At 67.3% G+C, this 18,180-nt stretch carries 19 protein-coding genes; 13 read left to right on the top strand and 6 right to left on the bottom strand.

Features of this window, described 5'->3' with window-relative positions; all coding sequences use genetic code 11:
- Positions 1-27: 27 nt before the first annotated feature.
- Genes ON20_RS18410 through kdpF form a run of 4 tightly spaced genes read right to left on the bottom strand, consistent with a single transcriptional unit; the run spans position 28 to position 4,820 of the window.
- Positions 28-897, bottom strand: a complete 870-nt coding sequence (locus ON20_RS18410) for a potassium-transporting ATPase subunit C (RefSeq protein WP_040837117.1) — start codon at positions 895-897, stop codon at positions 28-30.
- Position 898: 1 nt separating this feature from the next.
- Positions 899-3,061 carry a potassium-transporting ATPase subunit KdpB gene (kdpB, locus tag ON20_RS18405; protein WP_051162758.1) on the bottom strand — a complete coding sequence of 721 codons (2,163 nt, stop codon included), beginning with the start codon at positions 3,059-3,061 and terminating at the stop codon, positions 899-901.
- A gap of 1 nt (position 3,062) precedes the next feature.
- Positions 3,063-4,733, bottom strand: coding sequence for a potassium-transporting ATPase subunit KdpA (gene kdpA / locus ON20_RS18400; RefSeq protein ID WP_040837116.1), 1,671 nt, complete (start codon positions 4,731-4,733; stop codon positions 3,063-3,065).
- A complete protein-coding gene (gene kdpF / locus ON20_RS34575; protein ID WP_083865030.1) occupies positions 4,734-4,820 on the bottom strand; it encodes a K(+)-transporting ATPase subunit F in 87 nt (28 codons plus the stop codon).
- A 549-nt stretch (positions 4,821-5,369) separates the two neighbouring features.
- Here kdpF and ON20_RS18390 point away from each other — a divergent pair.
- The 3 genes from ON20_RS18390 to abmR all read left to right on the top strand — a co-directional run bounded on the left by ON20_RS18390 (position 5,370) and on the right by abmR (position 8,896).
- Positions 5,370-6,062: a DUF8020 domain-containing protein gene (locus ON20_RS18390; RefSeq protein ID WP_157228888.1), complete on the top strand. Its 693-nt coding sequence runs from the start codon at positions 5,370-5,372 to the stop codon at positions 6,060-6,062.
- Between the two features lie 150 nt (positions 6,063-6,212).
- Positions 6,213-7,922 (top strand): hypothetical protein, encoded by a 1,710-nt coding sequence (locus ON20_RS18385; RefSeq protein ID WP_040837112.1) that lies wholly within the window; start codon positions 6,213-6,215, stop codon positions 7,920-7,922.
- 347 nt (positions 7,923-8,269) lie between these two features.
- Positions 8,270-8,896, top strand: coding sequence for an ATP-binding transcription factor AbmR (abmR, locus tag ON20_RS18380; RefSeq protein WP_040837260.1), 627 nt, complete (start codon positions 8,270-8,272; stop codon positions 8,894-8,896).
- 43 nt (positions 8,897-8,939) lie between these two features.
- On the opposite strand, the gene ON20_RS18375 is transcribed toward abmR, so the two are convergent.
- Complete coding sequence (locus ON20_RS18375) at positions 8,940-9,398, bottom strand: PPOX class F420-dependent oxidoreductase (protein WP_040837111.1); 459 nt, start codon at positions 9,396-9,398, stop codon at positions 8,940-8,942.
- Between the two features lie 176 nt (positions 9,399-9,574).
- Between ON20_RS18375 and ON20_RS18370 the strand changes: the two genes are divergently transcribed.
- The 6 genes from ON20_RS18370 (at position 9,575) to ON20_RS37970 (ending at position 12,923) form a co-directional block, all read left to right on the top strand.
- Positions 9,575-9,877 carry a hypothetical protein gene (locus tag ON20_RS18370; RefSeq protein WP_040837109.1) on the top strand — a complete coding sequence of 101 codons (303 nt, stop codon included), beginning with the start codon at positions 9,575-9,577 and terminating at the stop codon, positions 9,875-9,877.
- A gap of 76 nt (positions 9,878-9,953) precedes the next feature.
- Entirely contained in the window at positions 9,954-11,231 is a 1,278-nt protein-coding gene (locus ON20_RS18365) for an MFS transporter (protein WP_245547305.1), read from the top strand.
- 13 nt (positions 11,232-11,244) lie between these two features.
- Positions 11,245-11,613 (top strand): ArsR/SmtB family transcription factor, encoded by a 369-nt coding sequence (locus ON20_RS18360; protein WP_040837108.1) that lies wholly within the window; start codon positions 11,245-11,247, stop codon positions 11,611-11,613.
- Between the two features lie 177 nt (positions 11,614-11,790).
- Positions 11,791-11,952, top strand: a complete 162-nt coding sequence (locus ON20_RS37980; RefSeq protein ID WP_218002549.1) for an NAD-dependent epimerase/dehydratase family protein — start codon at positions 11,791-11,793, stop codon at positions 11,950-11,952.
- 9 nt (positions 11,953-11,961) lie between these two features.
- On the top strand, positions 11,962-12,465 hold the full coding sequence (locus ON20_RS37975; RefSeq protein ID WP_218002548.1) for an NAD-dependent epimerase/dehydratase family protein: 504 nt from the start codon (positions 11,962-11,964) through the stop codon (positions 12,463-12,465).
- Positions 12,396-12,923 carry a Rossmann-fold NAD(P)-binding domain-containing protein gene (locus tag ON20_RS37970; protein WP_218002547.1) on the top strand — a complete coding sequence of 176 codons (528 nt, stop codon included), beginning with the start codon at positions 12,396-12,398 and terminating at the stop codon, positions 12,921-12,923. Before ON20_RS37975 ends, ON20_RS37970 begins: the two co-directional genes overlap by 70 nt.
- A 107-nt stretch (positions 12,924-13,030) precedes the next feature.
- On the opposite strand, the gene ON20_RS18350 is transcribed toward ON20_RS37970, so the two are convergent.
- Positions 13,031-13,468: an SRPBCC family protein gene (locus ON20_RS18350; RefSeq protein WP_245547304.1), complete on the bottom strand. Its 438-nt coding sequence runs from the start codon at positions 13,466-13,468 to the stop codon at positions 13,031-13,033.
- A 295-nt stretch (positions 13,469-13,763) separates the two neighbouring features.
- On the opposite strand from ON20_RS18350, the gene ON20_RS18345 reads away from it, so the two are divergent.
- The 4 genes from ON20_RS18345 to ON20_RS18330 all read left to right on the top strand — a co-directional run bounded on the left by ON20_RS18345 (position 13,764) and on the right by ON20_RS18330 (position 18,081).
- Positions 13,764-14,990 (top strand): cytochrome P450, encoded by a 1,227-nt coding sequence (locus tag ON20_RS18345; RefSeq protein WP_040837106.1) that lies wholly within the window; start codon positions 13,764-13,766, stop codon positions 14,988-14,990.
- A 23-nt stretch (positions 14,991-15,013) separates the two neighbouring features.
- Positions 15,014-15,766: a TetR/AcrR family transcriptional regulator gene (locus ON20_RS18340; RefSeq protein WP_306306865.1), complete on the top strand. Its 753-nt coding sequence runs from the start codon at positions 15,014-15,016 to the stop codon at positions 15,764-15,766.
- 174 nt (positions 15,767-15,940) lie between these two features.
- Positions 15,941-16,624, top strand: coding sequence for an NPCBM/NEW2 domain-containing protein (locus tag ON20_RS18335; protein ID WP_157228887.1), 684 nt, complete (start codon positions 15,941-15,943; stop codon positions 16,622-16,624).
- Positions 16,625-17,025: 401 nt separating this feature from the next.
- The gene (locus ON20_RS18330; protein WP_083865029.1) at positions 17,026-18,081 is read left to right on the top strand and encodes a Gfo/Idh/MocA family protein; all 1,056 of its coding nucleotides are present in this window, start codon (positions 17,026-17,028) and stop codon (positions 18,079-18,081) included.
- Positions 18,082-18,180: the final 99 nt, after the last annotated feature.

The following is an 18,180-nucleotide window of genomic DNA, read 5'->3' as shown; positions in this document are numbered from 1 at the left end:
CTCCGTCCGTGCGCGAGAAGCGAAGGGCTACCCCGGGAGGGGATATCGCCGATCCAGTTCGAGGTTCAACCGCACCACCTCGACGGTCGGCTCGCCGAGGAACCCCAGTGCCCGCCCCGAGGTATGCGCCGCGACCACTTCGCGCACCCGGTCCTCGGTGACGCCTCGGGCCTTGGCGATTCGGGGCACCTGGATGGCCGCGTATTCGGGGGAGATATGCGGGTCCAGACCACTGCCGCTCGCGGTGACCGCGTCGGCGGGCACCCGCGGATCACGCGGGGTGTCACCGATGACCGGCACGATCCGGCCGTGGGAGTAATCCGCTCCCGGCTCGGCGCATTCGACCCGCACACCCTGGTAGGAGCGTAGGAACGGTTGGGCCGGGCAGGTCTCGTTGACACTGACGACCCGAACCGGGGCGGTCACCTCCCCGTCGGCCCCGCGCGGACCGATCACCGAGAGGACGGCGCCCACACCGCTTTTCGTGCAGAACGGTCTGCTGCCGTCGACTCCTTCCCGCTCGCCGATCTCCTTGCTGCGGGTGCACACGGTGGTGAGCAGACTCGGGCCTCCGGGCCTGTCGACGATGCTTTCCGGTCCGAGATTGGAGGCACCGGTGGACAGCGGATCGTATCCACCGCCCGCCGCCGACGGCCGGCTCTGGAAATACTGCACGAGTGCGTTACCGTCCGCATCGGTGAACGACTGCCCGATGAGTTCGGAGCCGACGAGTGTCCCGCCGGCTCCGATCAGGGAGCCATCGGCCCTGTCCCGCAGTCCGGGCAGTTGGGCGACGGCGAAAACCGCGAGCGGGTAGACGATTCCGGTGATCACGGTGAGCACGAGCAGCGCACGCAATGCCGCCACGTGCTGCCGCATCCAGGGGGAGATACGCATGTCAGGACATCCCGGGGAGAAGGTGCACGACGAGGTCGATCAGTTTGATCCCGATGAACGGCGCGATGATGCCGCCGATGCCGTAGAGCGTCAGATTGCGGCTCAGCAGCGTCGACGCGCTGCTCGGGATGTATTCGACACCGCGTAGCGACAGCGGTATCAGGGCGACGATGACGAGCGCGTTGAAGATCACCGCGGACAGGATCGCCGACTGTGGGGAGGTGAGCCGCATGACGTTGAGCGCCTCCAGTCCGGGGAACAGCCCGATGAACAGCGCCGGGATGATCGCGAAGTACTTGGCGATGTCATTGGCGATCGAGAACGTGGTGAGCGCGCCCCGGGTGATGAGCAGCTGTTTGCCGATTTCGACGATTTCGATGAGCTTGGTCGGGTCCGAATCCAGATCGACCATATTGCCGGCTTCCTTGGCGGCCGAGGTGCCGGTGTTCATCGCGACGCCCACATCGGCCTGCGCCAGTGCGGGGGCGTCGTTGGTGCCGTCGCCGGTCATCGCGACCAGACGGCCGCCGGCCTGCTCCCTCTTGATCAGGTCGAGCTTGTGCTCCGGCGTGGCCTCCGCCAGGAAGTCGTCCACGCCGGCCTCCTCGGCGATGGCCTTCGCGGTCAACGGATTGTCGCCGGTGATCATGATGGTGCGGATGCCCATGCGACGCATTTCGTCGAAGCGCTCCCGCATACCCCGTTTGACGATATCCGCGAGGCGGATGGCGCCCAGCAGCCGGGCATTGCCGTCCTGTACCTCCCCGACGACCAGGGGAGTGCCGCCGGAGGCGGCGATACCGTCGACGGTGACACCGATTTCGTCCGGTACGTCACCGCCGTGTGAGCGCACCCATTCGATCACGGCACTGGCCGCGCCCTTGCGCAGCCGATGCCCGTCGGAGAGGTCCACACCGGACATCCGGGTCTGGGCGGTGAACCCCACCCAGGTCGCGCCGACCAGTTCCCCCGGGGTGCGTTCGCGTTTGCCGAACGCCTGTTTGGCGTAGACGACGATGGAGCGGCCCTCGGGTGTTTCGTCGGCGAGGCTGGACAGCTGCGCGGCATCGGCCAATTCGTCGGCGGAAACACCGGGCATGGGAACGAATTCCGACGCCTGCCGGTTGCCCAGCGTGATGGTGCCGGTTTTATCCAGCAGCAGGGTGTTCACGTCTCCCGCCGCTTCCACGGCGCGGCCCGACATGGCCAGCACATTGCGCTGCACCAGGCGGTCCATCCCGGCGATTCCGATGGCCGACAACAATGCCCCGATAGTGGTGGGTATCAGGCACACCAGTAGCGAGACCATGACGATGCCCGTCACACCGTGACCGTTCAGCGCCGCGGTATCGGGCACTCCGGGGTTGTCGGCCTTGGCGAAGATCGCGAGTGGCTGCAGTGTCACGACCGCGAACACGAAGATGATCGTCAGCGAGGCCAGCAGGATGTTCAATGCGATCTCGTTCGGTGTCTTCTGCCTACTGGCCCCCTCGACGAGAGCGATCATCTTGTCGATGAAGCTCGCTCCGGGCTCCTGGGTGACCCGCACAACGATGCGGTCGGACAATACGGTGGTTCCGCCGGTGACCGCACAGCGATCCCCGCCGGATTCCCGGATCACCGGCGCCGATTCACCGGTGATGGCGGACTCGTCCACCGAGGCGATGCCCTCCACGACGTCACCGTCGCCCGGGATGACCTGGCCGGCCTCGACGACCACCACGTCGCCGCGCCGCAGCTGCGGAGCCGCCACCCGTTCCTCCACGATCCGCCCGCCCGGGGTCCAGTCGACCAGGCGCCGCGCGAGGGTGTCGGTCTTGGCTTTGCGCAGGGTCTCGGCCTGCGCCTTGCCGCGGCCCTCGGCCACGGCTTCGGCCAGATTGGCAAAGACGACGGTGAGCCACAACCACCCTACGACCGCCCAGGCGAAGAAGGCGGGGTCGACGATCGCGAGCACGGTCGACCAGGCGGCGCCGATCTCGACGATGAACATCACCGGATTGCGCCACATCGTGCGCGGGTCGAGTTTGCGGACCGCCTCCGGCAGGGAGGTCAGCATCATCCTCGGATCGAGCGTGCCGCTCGGTACGGCCCCGCGGGTGGTGCGGGCCTTCTCGGGCTCGGCGTCCACGGCGGTATCGGAGGTACCGGTGCTACTGGTCATATCAGTGGATTCCTTCGGCGAGCGGCCCGAGCGCCAGCGCGGGCAGGAAGGTGAGCGCGACCAGGATCACCGTCACACCGACCACCATGCCGACGAACTGCGGCCGATACGTCGGCAGCGTGCCGATGGACGCGGGAGTGGTGCCCTGCCGGGCCAGTGAACCGGCCAGGGCAAGCACGAAGATGATCGGGAGGAAACGGCCGAAAACCATGGCCAGACCGAGTGCGGTGTTGTACCACTCGGTATTGCCGGTCAGGCCCGCGAACGAGGAACCGTTGTTGTTCGCCGCCGAGGTGAACGCATAGAGCACCTCGGACAGTCCGTGCGGCCCCGTGTTCAGCATTCCGGCGCGTTGGCCGGGCAGCGCCATGGCGACGGCGGTACCGACCAGCACGATGAGCGGACTGATCAGGAAGTACGACGCGGCGAGCTTGATCTGGTGCGGCGTGATCTTCTTACCCAGATATTCGGGGGTTCGCCCGACCATCTGCCCGGCCACGAAGACCGTGATCACGGCCAGGATGAGCATGCCGTACAGGCCGGAACCGGTGCCCCCGGGCGCGACCTCGCCGAGCTGCATGTTGAACATGGTCATCATGCCGCCGAGGCTGGTGTAGGAGTCGTGGAACGAGTTGACGGCACCGGTGGAGGACAGCGTGGTCGAGGTGGCGAACGTCGCCGAGTCCGCGACACCGAAACGCTGTTCCACGCCTTCGGTGGCCGCGCCGATAGCGGTGGGCACGGTGCCGTGATGCCGCAGCTGGAAGAAATTGGTCAACGCGACACTGATCACCGCGATCGTGGCCATGATGGCGGCTATGGCGTATCCCTGTCTGCGATCACCGACCATCCGGCCGAATGTGCGCGGCATCGAGAAGGCGATGACCAACAGCAGGAAGATCTCCACCCAGTTCGTCCAGGATGTGGGGTTCTCGAACGGATGCGCGGAGTTGGCATTGTAGAAGCCGCCGCCGTTGGTACCGAGTACCTTGATGACTTCCTGGCTCGCCACCGGTCCACCGGTTATGGTCTGCTCGGCGCCGGCCACCGTCTGCACGATCTGGTCGTGCGAGTGGAAATTCTGGATGACGCCGCCCGCGACCAGCACGATCGCGAACACGAAGGCGATCGGCAGCAGAATCCGGATGGTGCCGCGCACCAGGTCCACCCAGAAATTTCCCAGGTCGCCGGTGCGGGTGCGGGCGAAGCCGCGGACCAGCGCCACGGCCACCGCCATACCGACGGCCGCGGAGACGAAATTCTGCACGGCGAGTCCGGCCATCTGCACCAGATGCCCTTGGGTGGATTCGCCGGAGTAGTTCTGCCAGTTGGTGTTCGTCGTGAAGCTGACCGCCGTGTTCCAGGCCAACGCCGCGGTCATCTCCGTGCCGGGATCGGCGAGACGCAGCGGCAGCCTGCCCTGCGCCAACTGCAGGAAGAACAGGAGCAGGATGCTCACCGCGGAGAAGGCCAGCACACTGCGGGCATAGATTCCCCAGGTCTGTTCGACCTGCGGCTGTACCCCTATGGTCTTGTAGACCAGCCGCTCGATACGAGAGTGGTTGCCGCCGGTGTAGACACGGTACATGTAGTCGCCGAGCGGCACGTGCACCAGCGCGAGCGCGAGTACCAGGGATGCGACGAAGACGATCCCCGCTGTTGTCGGGTCCACCTAGAACCTCTCGGGAAAGAGCAGCGCCGCGACCAGGTAGACCGCGACGGAGACCGCCAATATCAGACCGATCAGGTTCGCGATCACAGCTTCTCAACTCCCCGCTGGACAAGGCCCAGCAGCGCGAACACCGCGACTGTGAGCGCTGTGAACACCACGACAGACATCTGGTCCAACCTCCATATCGCGCCCTTCGGGCGGGCACCCGGTGAGTCAAACCGCCGCCGAAGTCCGCGCCCAGTGTCTTTACGGGTCCCTAGCGCTCGGGGGGTGCGGTTTGACACTTCATTTACAGACCGGCCGGTATTGGTGTCATGATGCCGTCAGGATGAGCCATCATCGCGTCAACACACCGTGAATATCGTGCCCCATTCGATGAGGCCGTCCGTACGAACGTGTGAGTGGACGGTCGAATCGCTCTGGGCGGCATCGTTTCAGGGAGATGTATTGAGCGATCCGGCGGCTGTTGACGGGTTCTTGACGGGGGACGAATGTATTTAACGGGTCCCATACGGTTTTCCGAATGAATTCGTGATCGAATGCTACGGACCCCTTTCGAGGTTTGTATTCGCGTTCTGGTTCCGGGACTTCGGGGTTGCGGTACTACTGTCAGGAAAGTGCGAGAAATATATGGGAATGAAAAGCTTCGCGGCTGCTTCGGTATTAATGGCGGCCACGGTGGGAATGGCGGGTGGGACCGCGTATGCGGCGCCGGTGCCCGAACCCGAGCCGCCCGCCGGCTCCACTCTGCGGACCGATATTCTCCCGGGTATCCACTACACGGCGAGTATCGTCGACAATTCGGTGGTGCTCCGTACCGACGGGGGTTCGCTGACGACGCGGGGTACCCAGTTCCAGGTCCTGGACGGCGAGGGGCGGCTCGTCGCCGGTATGCCCCTGACCTATCTCAGGGATGGGCGGGAGTGGCCCATCGCGGCGCGTGTCGACGGGAACACGGCGATCTTCACGCCGAGTACGAATCCGGCCGACACGCGATCCGCCACCATGTTGCAACCGGTTGATATCGAGAACGTCGGCGGCGTCGATCCGAATACGGCGTTGGGCACGGTGGGTACCCAATTCGGTCTCGCGACGGCCGTCGGTACCCTGCTCGGGTCGCTTGTCGGTGGTGCGCTCGGATGTGTGGCGGGCGCGGTCATCGGTGCGCCGCTGGTCGTTCCGACGTTTTTCGCCGGCCCGGTCGGGTTGTGTATCGCCGGAGCGGCCACCGGCATAACGTTGGGTGCCGCGGCGGGGATGATTCTGATCGGCGTCCCGGTGGGCATCGCCAGTGCGATTCAATTCTATAATTCGGTGTACGGTCGGTAATACGTGTGCTGTGGAATGGGAGTTCTCGGCGAGTTGCAACTCGCCGAGAACTCCCATTCCATTCGAGTAAGCCGTTAATAATTCGATTGTCGAGTCAGAATTCCATCAAGGGCTGTTCTGGTACGCGGTGCGGTGGAATAGCGTTCGGTTATGGGAATTCTCGGATTCACCTGGGCCGATGCCGGGGCTTTTGTCGGCGGTGCGTTGGGTGGCGCTTTTCTCGGTCCGCCGGGGGCGATGCTCGGCTCGGCGGTGTTTTCTTTCGCGGGTGCCGCATGGGGAGATGACAAGAGTGCAGATGCCGCGATGGAGGAAGCCATTGTTTCCGGGATCGGTGCCGCGGGTGGCGCATGGGCGACGAATCTGGCCGGGAAACTCCTGAAGGACGGGATCGGTGCCGCGGCGACGAAAGTGCTTCCCGCCGGTGCGGCGCGCGGGGTGGACAAGGTCGCGGCGAAAGCGTTGCTGCCGTGGAACGGACACGAAGGGGGGCCGATTGCCGCCTTCGGCGGCGCGATCGGCGGATACGAGGTCTCGCCACAGGCTCGCTCGCCGGTCGTGATCGCGACAGCCGATATCGGAAACGGTGGATGCCCTGTCCAGATGTCCACTCTGCGCATGCCCACGGACCTGACCGGCCCCGTCGGCGATATGTACCGCGTACTGCCCCGCTACCTGTGTGACGTCTGGCGTAGCTTCGGATCGGGTGCTCATGCGGTCCCGCCGGCGCTGGAACTGCCGGTGTCCCCGACCGGTACCACGCGGAGCGGCATCGGCGAGTACGCGGGAAAGGCCCGGCGGCTCGATGCGATGATGGCCGGCTTCGCCGAACTGGACCGCAGGGTCGCGGAGCTCGCCGGGAACACCGCGCGACTGTCCGACGAAGGACGCGCCGCGGTGGGAGCACTCATCGACACCGCCAACGGACGGGCGAGCGAACCTCCCGCCGCCGAGACCTCGATCGAGATCCACGCGTTGGATCTGTTGAACGACGCTTTCGAGCAGGGCCGCCATATCCTGAGCCACGCGGTGGCCTCGAGTAATCGGGTGGCCGACAAGGCGACAGCCCTCGGCGACGAGATCGACGCGTTACGCAGGGAATTGAATTCTCATATGCGGCGACACCCGGAAACGGATGTGCCGGAGCGGCGAGAACACGTGCGACCGGTGATCCCGCCGCAACCGTGGAGTGTCGCATGCCCGGTTCCGCCACCGCGGCCCGATATGGAAATGCCGAACTGTGTCCCACCATCCGTGCCTTTTGTGGATCCGCCGCGTTTGTATACCCCCGACCCGGCTCCGCGGCAGCGCCCACAGGTGTCGTCTGTGGGCACCACACCGGCCATCTCCGGAGAGGCAGGCACATCGGAGCCGGTGGATGTGGGCGCACCGGAACCGGTCGCCCTGTCGCCCACACCGTGGACACGACCGGCCCTCTCGGCCGCGCATGAGGTGGCAGGCCCCGCCACACCGCCGGGCGAGGTGACCGGGGCGGCATCCTCGGAGCCTCCCGTGGTTCCGCCGGATTTCGGAGCGGGCTCGATGCCCTGTTCCGTCGTGCGGTGGCCCGATTTCGTGGAGGGGCCGCAGCGGCAGCAACCGGCACCCCCGATATCGTCGACCAGGGTATGCGCCGATGCGCCCGCTCCGATACGTCCACCGTGGTCGAATGCCGTCGTGAGTGCTGTTCCCCCGGTCGGCGGTGGGCAGTGGGGCCTGTTGTCGAGGCCGTGGCGTCCGCTGTGCACCGAGGATCGCGAGAAGGTGGACGAAGCCGCCCGTTCGGTCGGCGAGCCGGTGTTCTTCCCGCTCGACGACACCTTGCCGGGGGCCGCCGCGACTCCTGCGGCTCCGGCGTGACGGAGCAGGTTGTGCTTTGTGTACACCGAGCGGCCGGCCGGGTCGCGGCGGGCGGTTGCGCGGGCCATCGGTTTCCCGAGAAGCGCGGCCGTGCCCGCGCTCGACCGCCGATACCGGCGCGCGATTCTTCGGTCATCCGCGAGGTCGGTTTCCCGGATAGGCGGCGGGAACGTTTATTCACGCAGGTAGCCCCACTTGCGGTATGGCAACGCAACCACGTCACGTGACGTCACCGCTGTGCGGTTCCTCCTCATGCGGTGCGTTCGCTCTGGGCGGAACCGTTGCTACCCATTGTCGCGTAATCTTGTAATCAAGTAATGGTTCTTGGCAGTGAGAAGGTGAAACCCATGAGGTATGGACACCGAGGACGTGGCTTCGGTCGGCCGGGCGGCTGGCAGCAGGCCGATCTGCCCGATATCGCGGACGCACCGGACTGGTTCGCGGGGCGATTGCCGAGCGACTGGTTCACCGGTCGGCCCGTCATCGAGATCGACCGGGACGAAATCGTGGTGATCGGCGAGCTACCCCTGCCGCAGCCGGACGCGTCTTCGTCCGATACGGAGGGTGCGACCACCGAGGCGGAGGAGTCCGGTGACACGGCGACCCGCAAGGTTCCGGACGCGACGAAGGAGGGGGCGGTCGCGCGGTTCCGCGAGTCCACCCGAGCGGCGCGTATGCAGATCGCCGACGAGGCCCAGCGACGCTACGGTCGCAGCGTCGCCTGGGGTGTCTCGGTCGAAGGCGAGCGGATTCTCTTCACGCATCTGGCGGTGCCGGTGATGACCCGGCTGCGTCAGCCGGAACGCAAAGTGCTCGACACGCTTGTCGATGCCGGTGTCGCGCGCTCCAGGGCCGATGCGCTGGCGTGGACGGTGAAGCTGGCGGGCGAACACGCCGAATCGTGGTTGGAGGAATTGCGCGGGGCCATGCGCAAGGTCGAGGACCTGCGTTCGGAAGGCCCGCGGGGCCTGTGAGGCCGCCGGGCTCGGCGGCCTCCGTCGGCCCGGGCGCGGACGATCAGGCGAGCCGAGGCGGGAAGCCGCCGGTGGCGATCGGCCCCCATCGGGTGATGTCGATGCGGATCAGCGACTTGTTCTGCCGGGCCATCGCGTCGCGGTACTCGTCCCGGTCCGGGTGTTCCCCGGCGATGCCCCGGTAGTAGTCGACCAGACCGTCGGGCGCCTGTGGCATATCGAGCACCCGGGCCTGTCCGTCGACCTGGACATAGGCGTCGTCGAACTCGTCGGACAGCACGCAGATGGACACGGAGGGGTTGCGGCGGACATTGCGGGTCTTGGCGCGGGCGGGGTAGGTCGAGATCACGATGCGCCCCTCTGTGTCGAGGCCGCAGGTGACCGGTGACATCTGTGGGCTGCCGTCGCCGCGGGTGGTGACCAGGACGCCGTGGTGGCGCGGGCGCAGGAACTCCAGTAGCGCGGGCCGCTCGACGGTTTCGGCGGTGGCGATACGGGGCATGGGCGATCCCTTTCGTCGCTGTGCGTGTCGTCTCTGTGCGTGCGGGTCCGGCGTAATGCGGCCGCCGGTGGGCGCGGGTTCGATTGTGCTCGTTCGTGTGGTGAGTACCCGGTCCTTCGGCGCAGCCCGGCATTGCGTGGGGAGGATCGCGGCACTCGCGCGCAGACCGGACGGTCATGGACCGGTTGGCGCTGATGTTCGGGACCCTGTTCGCCGTGATACTCGCCGAGGTGGTGGCACGGAGGATCGGCGTGGCGTCCGCGGTTCTGATGACCCTGTCCGGCCGGCCCGGGCCGATCCGGAGGGCCGCGGACCAGGCCGTACGGGACGCGCGGATGGCCGCCACCGTCACACGGATCAGGGCGGATGTGGTAGCGGCGGGCCGGCGTGAGGCGCCGGCCGCGCGGCGGGAACCGGGAATGCCTCCCGATCCGTTCGATCGCGTCACGCGCCGGCTGGGCCTCGGATCGGCCAGGTGAACGGGAGTGTATGGGGAACCCGGCGGTATCGGTCGAATATCGTATAGGTGCGCAATTGCGCACCTATAGTTGAAGAGTGATTGCTGTTCGTATCGCCGATACGGGACGGCCGGTCGTACCGGCCGTATTGGGTCATCGGGTGTTTCGCCGGTTGTTCGCGGCACAGGTGGTGGCGCTGATCGGGACCGGGTTGCTGACCGTGGCACTGGGACTGCTGGCCTATGACCTGGCCGGGCACGATGCGGGCGCGGTGCTGGGGACGGCGTTGGCGATCAAGATGCTCGCCTATGTCGCGGTCGCGCCGGTGGTCGCCGCGCTGACCGATCGGCTGCCGCGACGCACGGTGTTGGTCACCGCGGATGCCGTGCGGGCCATGGCCGCGGTGGCGTTGCCATTCGTGGACCAGGTGTGGCAGATCTATGCGCTGATCTTCGTGCTGCAGGCGGCCTCGGCGACGTTCACCCCCGCGTTCCAGTCGATTATCCCGTCGGTGCTGGCCGACGAGGGCGACTATACTCGCGCGCTGTCGCTGTCGCGATTGGCCTACGACCTGGAGGCGGTCCTGTCCCCGCTGCTGGCCGCCGCCGCGCTGGCCGTGATCGGTTACCACTGGCTGTTTCTCGGCACCGTCGCCGGATTCCTCGGCTCGGCCCTGCTGGTCGTCACCACCGTGTTGCCCGGCCTGCCGGTGCCGGACCGGTCCCAATCGCTGAGCGCGCGGATTCTCGCCGGTGTCCGGATGATGGGGTCGCGGCCGGCGCTGCGCGGGTTGGCGGCGATGAACCTGGTGGTTGCCGCCGGAACCGGGCTGGTACTGGTCAACACCGTCGTCTACGTCCACGACCTACTCGACGGCACCGATACCGGCGTCGCCATCGCGTTGGGCTGCTTCGGTGCCGGATCGATGCTGGTCGCCTTGCTGCTGCCGCATCTGCTCATCGAGCGATCCGACCGGACCCTGATGCTCACCGGCTGCATTGCCATCCCCGCCGGACTGGCCGCGACCACCCTCCTCTTGGCCGTCGACCCGGGGCCGGGCATCGGCTGGACCGTCCTCGTGCCGGTATGGTTCGTGCTCGGCGCGGGTACGTCGCTGATCAACACCCCCTCGGCACGGCTGCTGCGCCACCACTGCGATGACCGGGAGCGGCAGGCGCTGTTCACCGCCCAGTTCTCCTTGTCCCATGCCTGTTTCCTGATCACCTACCCCCTCGCCGGGTGGGTCGGTGCCCATGCCGGGCACGTCGTTGCCGCGGCGGCGTTGACCGTGCCGGCTACACTCGCAGCCATCACGGCCGCACACCTGTGGCCCCACCCGACCGCCGACCCCATTTTCGCCACAGCGTCCCGATGAAAGCGGTGAGGACATGACCGAGCGCGCAGACCAGGACGCACACGCCGACGCCAGCCTCACCCATCGGGTCTCCCCGGACCCCGCCAGACTGGACGCGGCCACCGGCATCTTCCAGATGCTGGCAGACCCGACCCGGCTGCACATCCTATGGCTGCTCACCCACGGCGAAGCCGATGTCACCGCCCTGGTCGAGGCCTGCGGCGCCTCCCGCACCGCCGTCAGCCAGCATTTGGCCAAACTCCGCTTCACCGGCCTGGTCGACACCCGTCGAGAGGGCCGTCGCATCGTCTACCGCCTGCGCGGTGGACACGTCACCCGACTGGTCCGTGAGGGACTCAACCAGGCCGACCACATCATCACCGGCGAACCACCTCACGAATAGGGCCGGTGGGTGGTCGTGATCCCCGACCACCGGGTCGAACCTTCGCGGTCGACCACCGGTCGGGGAGATGGACGACCGGTGGTGTGTGGAGACGGTCCGCGGGGGTACTCGCCCACCTCGGGGAAGTGCGCGCGAGGAGGATGGGGTGCTCGACGGGACAGTTCGGATACCGGGCGCATGAAGGTCGTGATCACCGGCGCCGGCGGCAATGTGGGGACCGCGTTGCCGCGCTCGGTATGCCGGGACGGTTGGGAGCTGGTCGGTATCGCGCGGCGGCGTCCGCAGACCGCGCGGGAACCGTACTCGCATGCCCGGTGGGTCACCTGCGATATCGGGTAACCCGCGGCGGTGCCCGCGCTGACGGATGCCTTCGTCGGCGCGGACGCGGTGGTCCATCTGGCATGGGCGATCCACCCGCGCCGGGAGGACCCGCCGATGGCCCGGACGAATGCCGTCGGCAGCGCCCATATCGCGCACGCCGCGGCCGCCGCCGGGGTGCCGCAGCTGGTGTGCGCGTCTTCGGCGGCGGCGTACACCCCCGCCGAGCGGTGGCATCGCGTCGACGAACACTGGGCGGTGACGGGGGTGCCCGGTAGCGCCTACAGTCGCGGCAAGGCCGTGCTGGAGGCCCAACTCGACGCGTTCGAGCGCCGACAGCCGTCGATGCGGATCGCCCGCATCCGGCCGTGTGGGATCGTGCAGGGGAGGCCGCCGCCCAGCTGGTCGGCTGGTTGTTCGGGCCGTGGCTGCCGCGCCCGCTCCTCGGCCGGCGATAGGTGCCGGTGCCCGTGTGGAAGGATCTGCGGCTGCAGCTCGTCCACGCCGACGATGTCGCCTCGGCCGTCCGGCTGATCCTGCAGCGCCGGGCGGGGGGAGCGTTCAACCTCGCCGCCGACCCGGTTCTGTCGGCGCGGGCGCTGGCCACCTCGTTCGGCGGGTTCCGCGTGCCCCTGTCCCGTCGGATGGCGGCCGCCGGGGTATGGGCTGGTTGGCGGCTGGGCCTGCTGCCGCTACACCCGGGCTGGCTCGTCCTGGCCGACCGCGCCTGCCTCCTCGACTCCGGTAGGGCGCACCGGGAACTCGGGTGGGCGCCGCGGCATGACGCCGTCACCGCCTGCGCCGAACTCGTCGCCACGATGCGGGCCGGGCGGGTGGGGTACAGCGGCCCGCTCACCCCCACCCACACCCCGTTCCGACCGGGACGGCCGACTCACCAGAGCCAGAATCCGGACTCGTCGCGTACGACCGCCGCCTCCGTACCCGCTCTCGGCGAGGAGGCCGCGTTCCCGACCGATTCCCGAGAACAATGATCTCGTTGCCGCGCGGATACCTGTTCGTGGGCATCGAAGGACATCGGAACGGACGGGACTCGCGGCGGCCGGCGCATGCCGCGGTCGCGGTCGGGCGGGCAGCGGGATCAGCCGGTGCCGGCGCGGGAACGTCCCACGGCCAGGGCCGCGAGCCGCCGAAGTGATTCGTTGTTACGCGGAATCAGGGCGAGGTCCTGCAGGAGAGTCGGCAGTACGCGCCCGGGTCCGCTGAGGGCACGCTCCGTTATTCGGACCTCGGTGAGATGCGGCTGGAGATCGACGAGGTCCAACTTGATCCAGGCCGCGCCTGCGGGCCACAGCCGCGCCTCGAGTTCGAGCCGGTGAGGCGGGTCCACGGCGTGAACCACCGTGGCGTCGTGTCGAGTCAGCGGCCACGCCCCGACACTGTGATGGATGCGGGCACCCGCGTTCGGCCAGTCGCGGTCGACCTCGCGGATATGGGTGGCGCCGACCACCCACAGCGCGTACAACCACCCGTCGGCGAGGACCGCGAACACATCCTCGACGGGCACTGGAATACGCACCCTCGGTTCAGCCGGCATGGCTCCTCCGATCGTCCGAATCCGTAACCGCCCGGCACCGCCGGCCGCGGTTTCCGCTCGCCCCGGGAACTGCTGTCGCTACCCGTCGCCGTACCCGGCGGACGGCCCGCCAAACGCCCTGTCGACAATGAGGGCCGTGGTCGGGAACCGCTGGGATGCGGGTACTTGCCGTGGCCCGACGAGGGACCATAAAAGTGAACGCCATTTACTAAAACCTGTTCACAAATTGGTTGTGGTGTGGTTCACTCCAGGTGGCCGTGTTCTACGAGGAGGTACCGTGACCGCACCGTCCATATCCTCTACCTTCGACTTCACCGACCCCGACCTGCTCGCCGACCGCCTGCCCATCGAGGAATGGGCCGAACTGCGCCGGGTCGCCCCCGTCTGGTGGGTGGACCAGCCGAACGGCGTGAGCGGGTTCGACGACGGCGGATACTGGGTGGTCAGCAAGCTCGACCACATCAAGGAGATCTCGAAGAACTCGGAGGTCTTCTCGACCAACGCCAATACCGCGGTGATTCGCTTCAACGGCGATATCGCGCGGGAAGAGATCGATATCCAGCGCGCCATGCTGGTCAATACCGACCCGCCCGAGCACGACAAGCTGCGCCGCATCATCTCTCGCGGCTTCACCCCGCGCGCCGTGCAGAGCCTGCGCGACGCGCTGCACGAGCGAGCCGAGCGGATCGTGCACGAGGCCAAGAAGACCGGTGGCGGCGATTTCGTGCAGCAGGTGGCCTGCGAGCTGCCACTGCAGGCCATCGCCGAACTGCTGGGCGTGCCACAGTCCGATCGCGGCAAACTGTTCGAGTGGTCCAACCAGATGATGGGCTACGACGACCCCGACTTCGACGGCAACCACAAGATGGCCACCGCGGAAATCATGGGCTACTCCTGGAATCTCGCCGAGGAACGGCGCAAATGCCCGGCCCACGATATCGTCAGCCAACTCGTCACCGCCGATATCGACGGCGAGGCACTCGGCTCGGACGAATTCGCCTGGTTCGTCATCCTGTTGGCGGTGGCCGGCAACGAGACCACACGCAACGCCACCACCCACGGGATGAAGGCGTTCATCGACTTCCCCGAGCAATGGGAGCTGTACAAGGCCGAGCGGCCGCGCACCGCACCCGACGAGATCGTGCGCTGGGCCACGCCCGTGATCGCCTTCCAGCGCACCGCCCTCCAGGACACCGAGATCGGCGGCCAGGCCGTCCGGAAAGGCCAACGAGTGGGCCTCTTCTACGCGTCGGCCAACTTCGACGAAGAACATTTCGCCGACCCGTTCCGGTTGGACATCACCCGCAACCCCAACCCGCATGTGGGATTCGGCGGCACCGGTACCCACTACTGCGTCGGCGCGAACCTGGCGCGACTGCAATTGGACCTGGTCTTCAACGCCATCGCCGATGTGATGCCGAACCTGCGTCAGGTCCCCGAACCGGTTCGGCTACGGTCGGGTTGGTTGAACGGAATCAAGAACTGGCAGGTCGCATACGAATGACACCACCCGCGCGGCGGGGCCGGATGCCCGCGGTGAGCGATGCGGACATCCGACGAGTGGCCCGGGTCCTGCTGATCGAACAGGGGGCGGAGGCACTGACCCTGCGCGCTATCGCGCGCGAACTCGGCGTCACCGCACCCGCGTTGTATCGCTGCTACCCGTCCCGGGAGGAGTTGGTGGGCGCGGTCCGCCGGGACATCTGCATCGATCTCGCCGAGGACCTCGGCGCGCAGGTGGCCGAACTGCCCGAAGACGGCGTGGTCCGGCTGTTGGCGATCTGCCGGGGCTTTCGGCGCTGGGCACTGGCCCATCGTCACGAATTCACCCTGGTGTTCGCCTCGCCGGCCGATAGCGGCCCCGGGGGTGTGCGCCGATTCGACGAGTCGTTCGGTCTCGTCTTCCTGGAGGCCGCCGGCCGGCTGCTCACCGGCTACGAGGTGGCGACCCCGTCCACCGCGACGATCCCCCACGCGCTGCGCGAGGACCTGATCGGGTTCCGGACCGAACTGCTGGCGGTCCTCGCCGAATCGGGGCAGAAGTTCCCCGCCGAGAAACTCGACCTGGGGGTGGCGTATCTGATGATGACCCTGTGGGCGCGGCTGTACGGGCATGTCACCTTGGAAGTATTCGGCAATTACCCGATGCCGGTGACCGACCCGGACGGGCTGTTCGAAGCGGTACTGGCCGATCTGGTGCGTAGTGTCGGCCTGTCCGCCGATCGGACCGCACCGGCCGGCATCGATACTGTCCGACCGCGCGGTTCAGGTGAAATGTGAACGAGCGGTGACACTTTCATTTCCGAAATCGGGTGATGCGGCCTCGAAACAATTCCTTGTTCGGTGGAACAGGCCGGTCGATCGCTCCAATTCCGTAGACCCACCCAGCGTGGTATACCTCTGCTGCGGCGCCCGACCGGGTTCCGTCGAGTCTTGTCGAAGAAGAGTGTGCGCGTGTCCAATCCAACCGATCCCAGTAGCGGGCCCAGCCCGCGCCCCTACTCACAGACGAACGGCGCCGAGCCCAGGCCGCGTGTCGGCGGCGCCGAACGTAGGGTGTTGATCGTCTCGGGGATAGGCGTCGCGGCGGCGCTCACCGGTTTGACCGTCACCCTCCTGGGAGGGTGGGCGACGGAAGACGCGGATTCCGCTGCCGCGACACCGGTCGCGGCGACACTGAGCCCCGTGTCCTCGCCGGCCCCGCCTTCGCCCGCGTCGACCGCCCCGCAACCCAAGCGGTACCTGGCCGATATGGCGCCCTCCAGCGGGTCGCCGTATACCGGGACGGTGGCCGTCAACGGCGTCTCCTACCCGCGCTCGATCTACCAGCAGTTCAACGGCTGCAACACCCAGTCGAGCTACACCTACAACCTGAACCGCGAGTGGTCCCAGTTCTCGGCGACGGCCGGTATCGCAGACGGCGGCGATACGGCATCGGTGGTCCAGTTCGAGGTGTACGGCGACGGCAGTCCGATCTATTCGTCCGGGAATGTCGAGGTGGGGGAGACATCGCCGGTGAACGTGCCGGTGAGCGGGGTGCAGAATCTGACGATCAGCTTCCTGTTCGTGGACGGGAACATGGGCCTGTGCACTCGGCTGGGGAACGGGGTGTGGGGAGACGCAGCTCTCTCGAAGTAAGTGCGAGCGCGGGACGAAACACCCCGGACGGCGTGTGAGCTCGGTGTGGACGACCTCCGAGCTCACACGCCGCGTTCGTGTCGGCGGTTCTCGCTCTACCACCCGGTGGGTGCCCAGGACAGTGCGTTCGCGCTGGTCTCGTGCCCGGCGAACAGTATGGTGAACACTTCGTCCCGAAGTGGGTGTCGCTCATGGCCTACCGGTATCGGCGTCGCGGGCCGTATCGAAGGACGGGCCGGGGCGGTCGTAGTTTCAATGGTGCCGTTTCGGGACGTGCTCTACCCGGTCGGGGTGGTCGAGCATTCCGACCGGCATCTTCGGCATATCGACGGCGACCATATCGCCGTAGGTTTCGACAATGTCGATTGACCTGCTCCACGGCCGCATCGGAAGATGCTGCCATGCGTGTGGGCGTGGTCGGTTTGGGGATGGGTCTGTATCTGGCGACATGGTGTCGCCGATTGGGGATGGATGTGGTGGCGGTGTGCGACCGTGACCCCGACCGCCGAGCCGAGGCCGGCGCTCGCCTGCCCGGGGCGGTGCCGGTCGAGGAGTGGCGCGAACTGCTGCACTCCGGCCTCGACGCCGTCGTGCTCGCCAACGACTTCGATGAGCACACACCGCCTGCCATCGCCTTCCTCGACCACGGGGTGCATGTGCTCTCCGAGTCCGCCGCGTGCGTGGACGAGCGGGAAGCGCGAGCCCTCATCGATGCCGAACGGCGTTCCGCCGCTACCTATTCGTTCGCCGAGAACTATGTGTTCCATCCCCATGTTCAGCTCATTCGGAATGCCGTGGATGCCGGTGAACTCGGCCGGATCACCCTGATCGAAGCGGATTACCTGCACGGAATGGCCCCCGACGACGTCTCGGCGCTGATCCGCGACCCGGGTCACTGGCGCGGCCGCATCGAGCCGACTGCGTACTGCACCCACACCCTGTCACCTGTGCTCGCCATCACCGGCCGGATGCCGATCGAGGTGACGGCATTTTCGGTCGACTCCGCCGACCCGCGCGCGGCAGTGGTGATGGTGGTACGCCTCAGTGGCGGCGAATTGGCGATCACCCGGCACGGTTTCCTGCAAGGCGAACCCGACAGTCACTGGAGCTGGGTCTCGGTGCGCGGCACCGAGGGTCTGGCCGAATCGGTGCGGGCGCGCGGCTCCCGCGCGTGGTCGGTGCGCGTCCGTAAGGAGGCCTGGACCTGTCCGGAGGGAGCCGTGCGTGACGAGGAGCGCGAACCGGCACCCCTGTTCCTCGACGGCACCCTCGTCGAACCGAAGGCGGAAGGTACCGTTCGGGTGCTCGAAGGTTTTCGTGCGAGCGTCGAGTGCGGTGAGCCCCCGCTCATACCCGTTCGGGCCGCGGTCGCCGCTTCGCTGGTCGGCGTTGTCGGCGCGCGGTCGCTGCGCGACAACTCGCGCCCGGTGCCGATGCCCGATCTCATTGTCCGCTAGTTCGCCCGCCTCATATCCGTGACGGGGGCGAAGCGCACCGGAGGGGAGCGGGGATCCGCGGAACACCGACTGTTCGGGTGCGCCCGGTTCACCCCGGCG

It is taken from the genome of Nocardia brevicatena NBRC 12119 (assembly GCF_000308495.1).
GTDB lineage: Bacteria > Actinomycetota > Actinomycetes > Mycobacteriales > Mycobacteriaceae > Nocardia > Nocardia brevicatena.
Note: the sequence above shows the minus strand (reverse complement) of the source record. Positions and strands in the feature narration are given on the sequence as shown.

Bases quoted from the DNA above. Each gene is read 5' to 3' on its own strand.
- ON20_RS18410 (WP_040837117.1), bottom strand. From the start codon at position 897: ATGCGTATCTCCCCCTGGATGCGGCAGCACGTGGCGGCATTGCGTGCG.
- kdpB (WP_051162758.1), bottom strand. From the start codon at position 3,061: ATGACCAGTAGCACCGGTACCTCCGATACCGCCGTGGACGCCGAGCCC.
- ON20_RS18390 (WP_157228888.1), top strand. From the start codon at position 5,370: ATGAAAAGCTTCGCGGCTGCTTCGGTATTAATGGCGGCCACGGTGGGA.
- ON20_RS18385 (WP_040837112.1), top strand. From the start codon at position 6,213: ATGGGAATTCTCGGATTCACCTGGGCCGATGCCGGGGCTTTTGTCGGC.
- abmR (WP_040837260.1), top strand. From the start codon at position 8,270: ATGAGGTATGGACACCGAGGACGTGGCTTCGGTCGGCCGGGCGGCTGG.
- ON20_RS18375 (WP_040837111.1), bottom strand. From the start codon at position 9,398: ATGCCCCGTATCGCCACCGCCGAAACCGTCGAGCGGCCCGCGCTACTG.
- ON20_RS18370 (WP_040837109.1), top strand. From the start codon at position 9,575: ATGGACCGGTTGGCGCTGATGTTCGGGACCCTGTTCGCCGTGATACTC.
- ON20_RS18360 (WP_040837108.1), top strand. From the start codon at position 11,245: ATGACCGAGCGCGCAGACCAGGACGCACACGCCGACGCCAGCCTCACC.
- ON20_RS37980 (WP_218002549.1), top strand. From the start codon at position 11,791: ATGAAGGTCGTGATCACCGGCGCCGGCGGCAATGTGGGGACCGCGTTG.
- ON20_RS18340 (WP_306306865.1), top strand. From the start codon at position 15,014: ATGCCCGCGGTGAGCGATGCGGACATCCGACGAGTGGCCCGGGTCCTG.
- ON20_RS18330 (WP_083865029.1), top strand. From the start codon at position 17,026: ATGCGTGTGGGCGTGGTCGGTTTGGGGATGGGTCTGTATCTGGCGACA.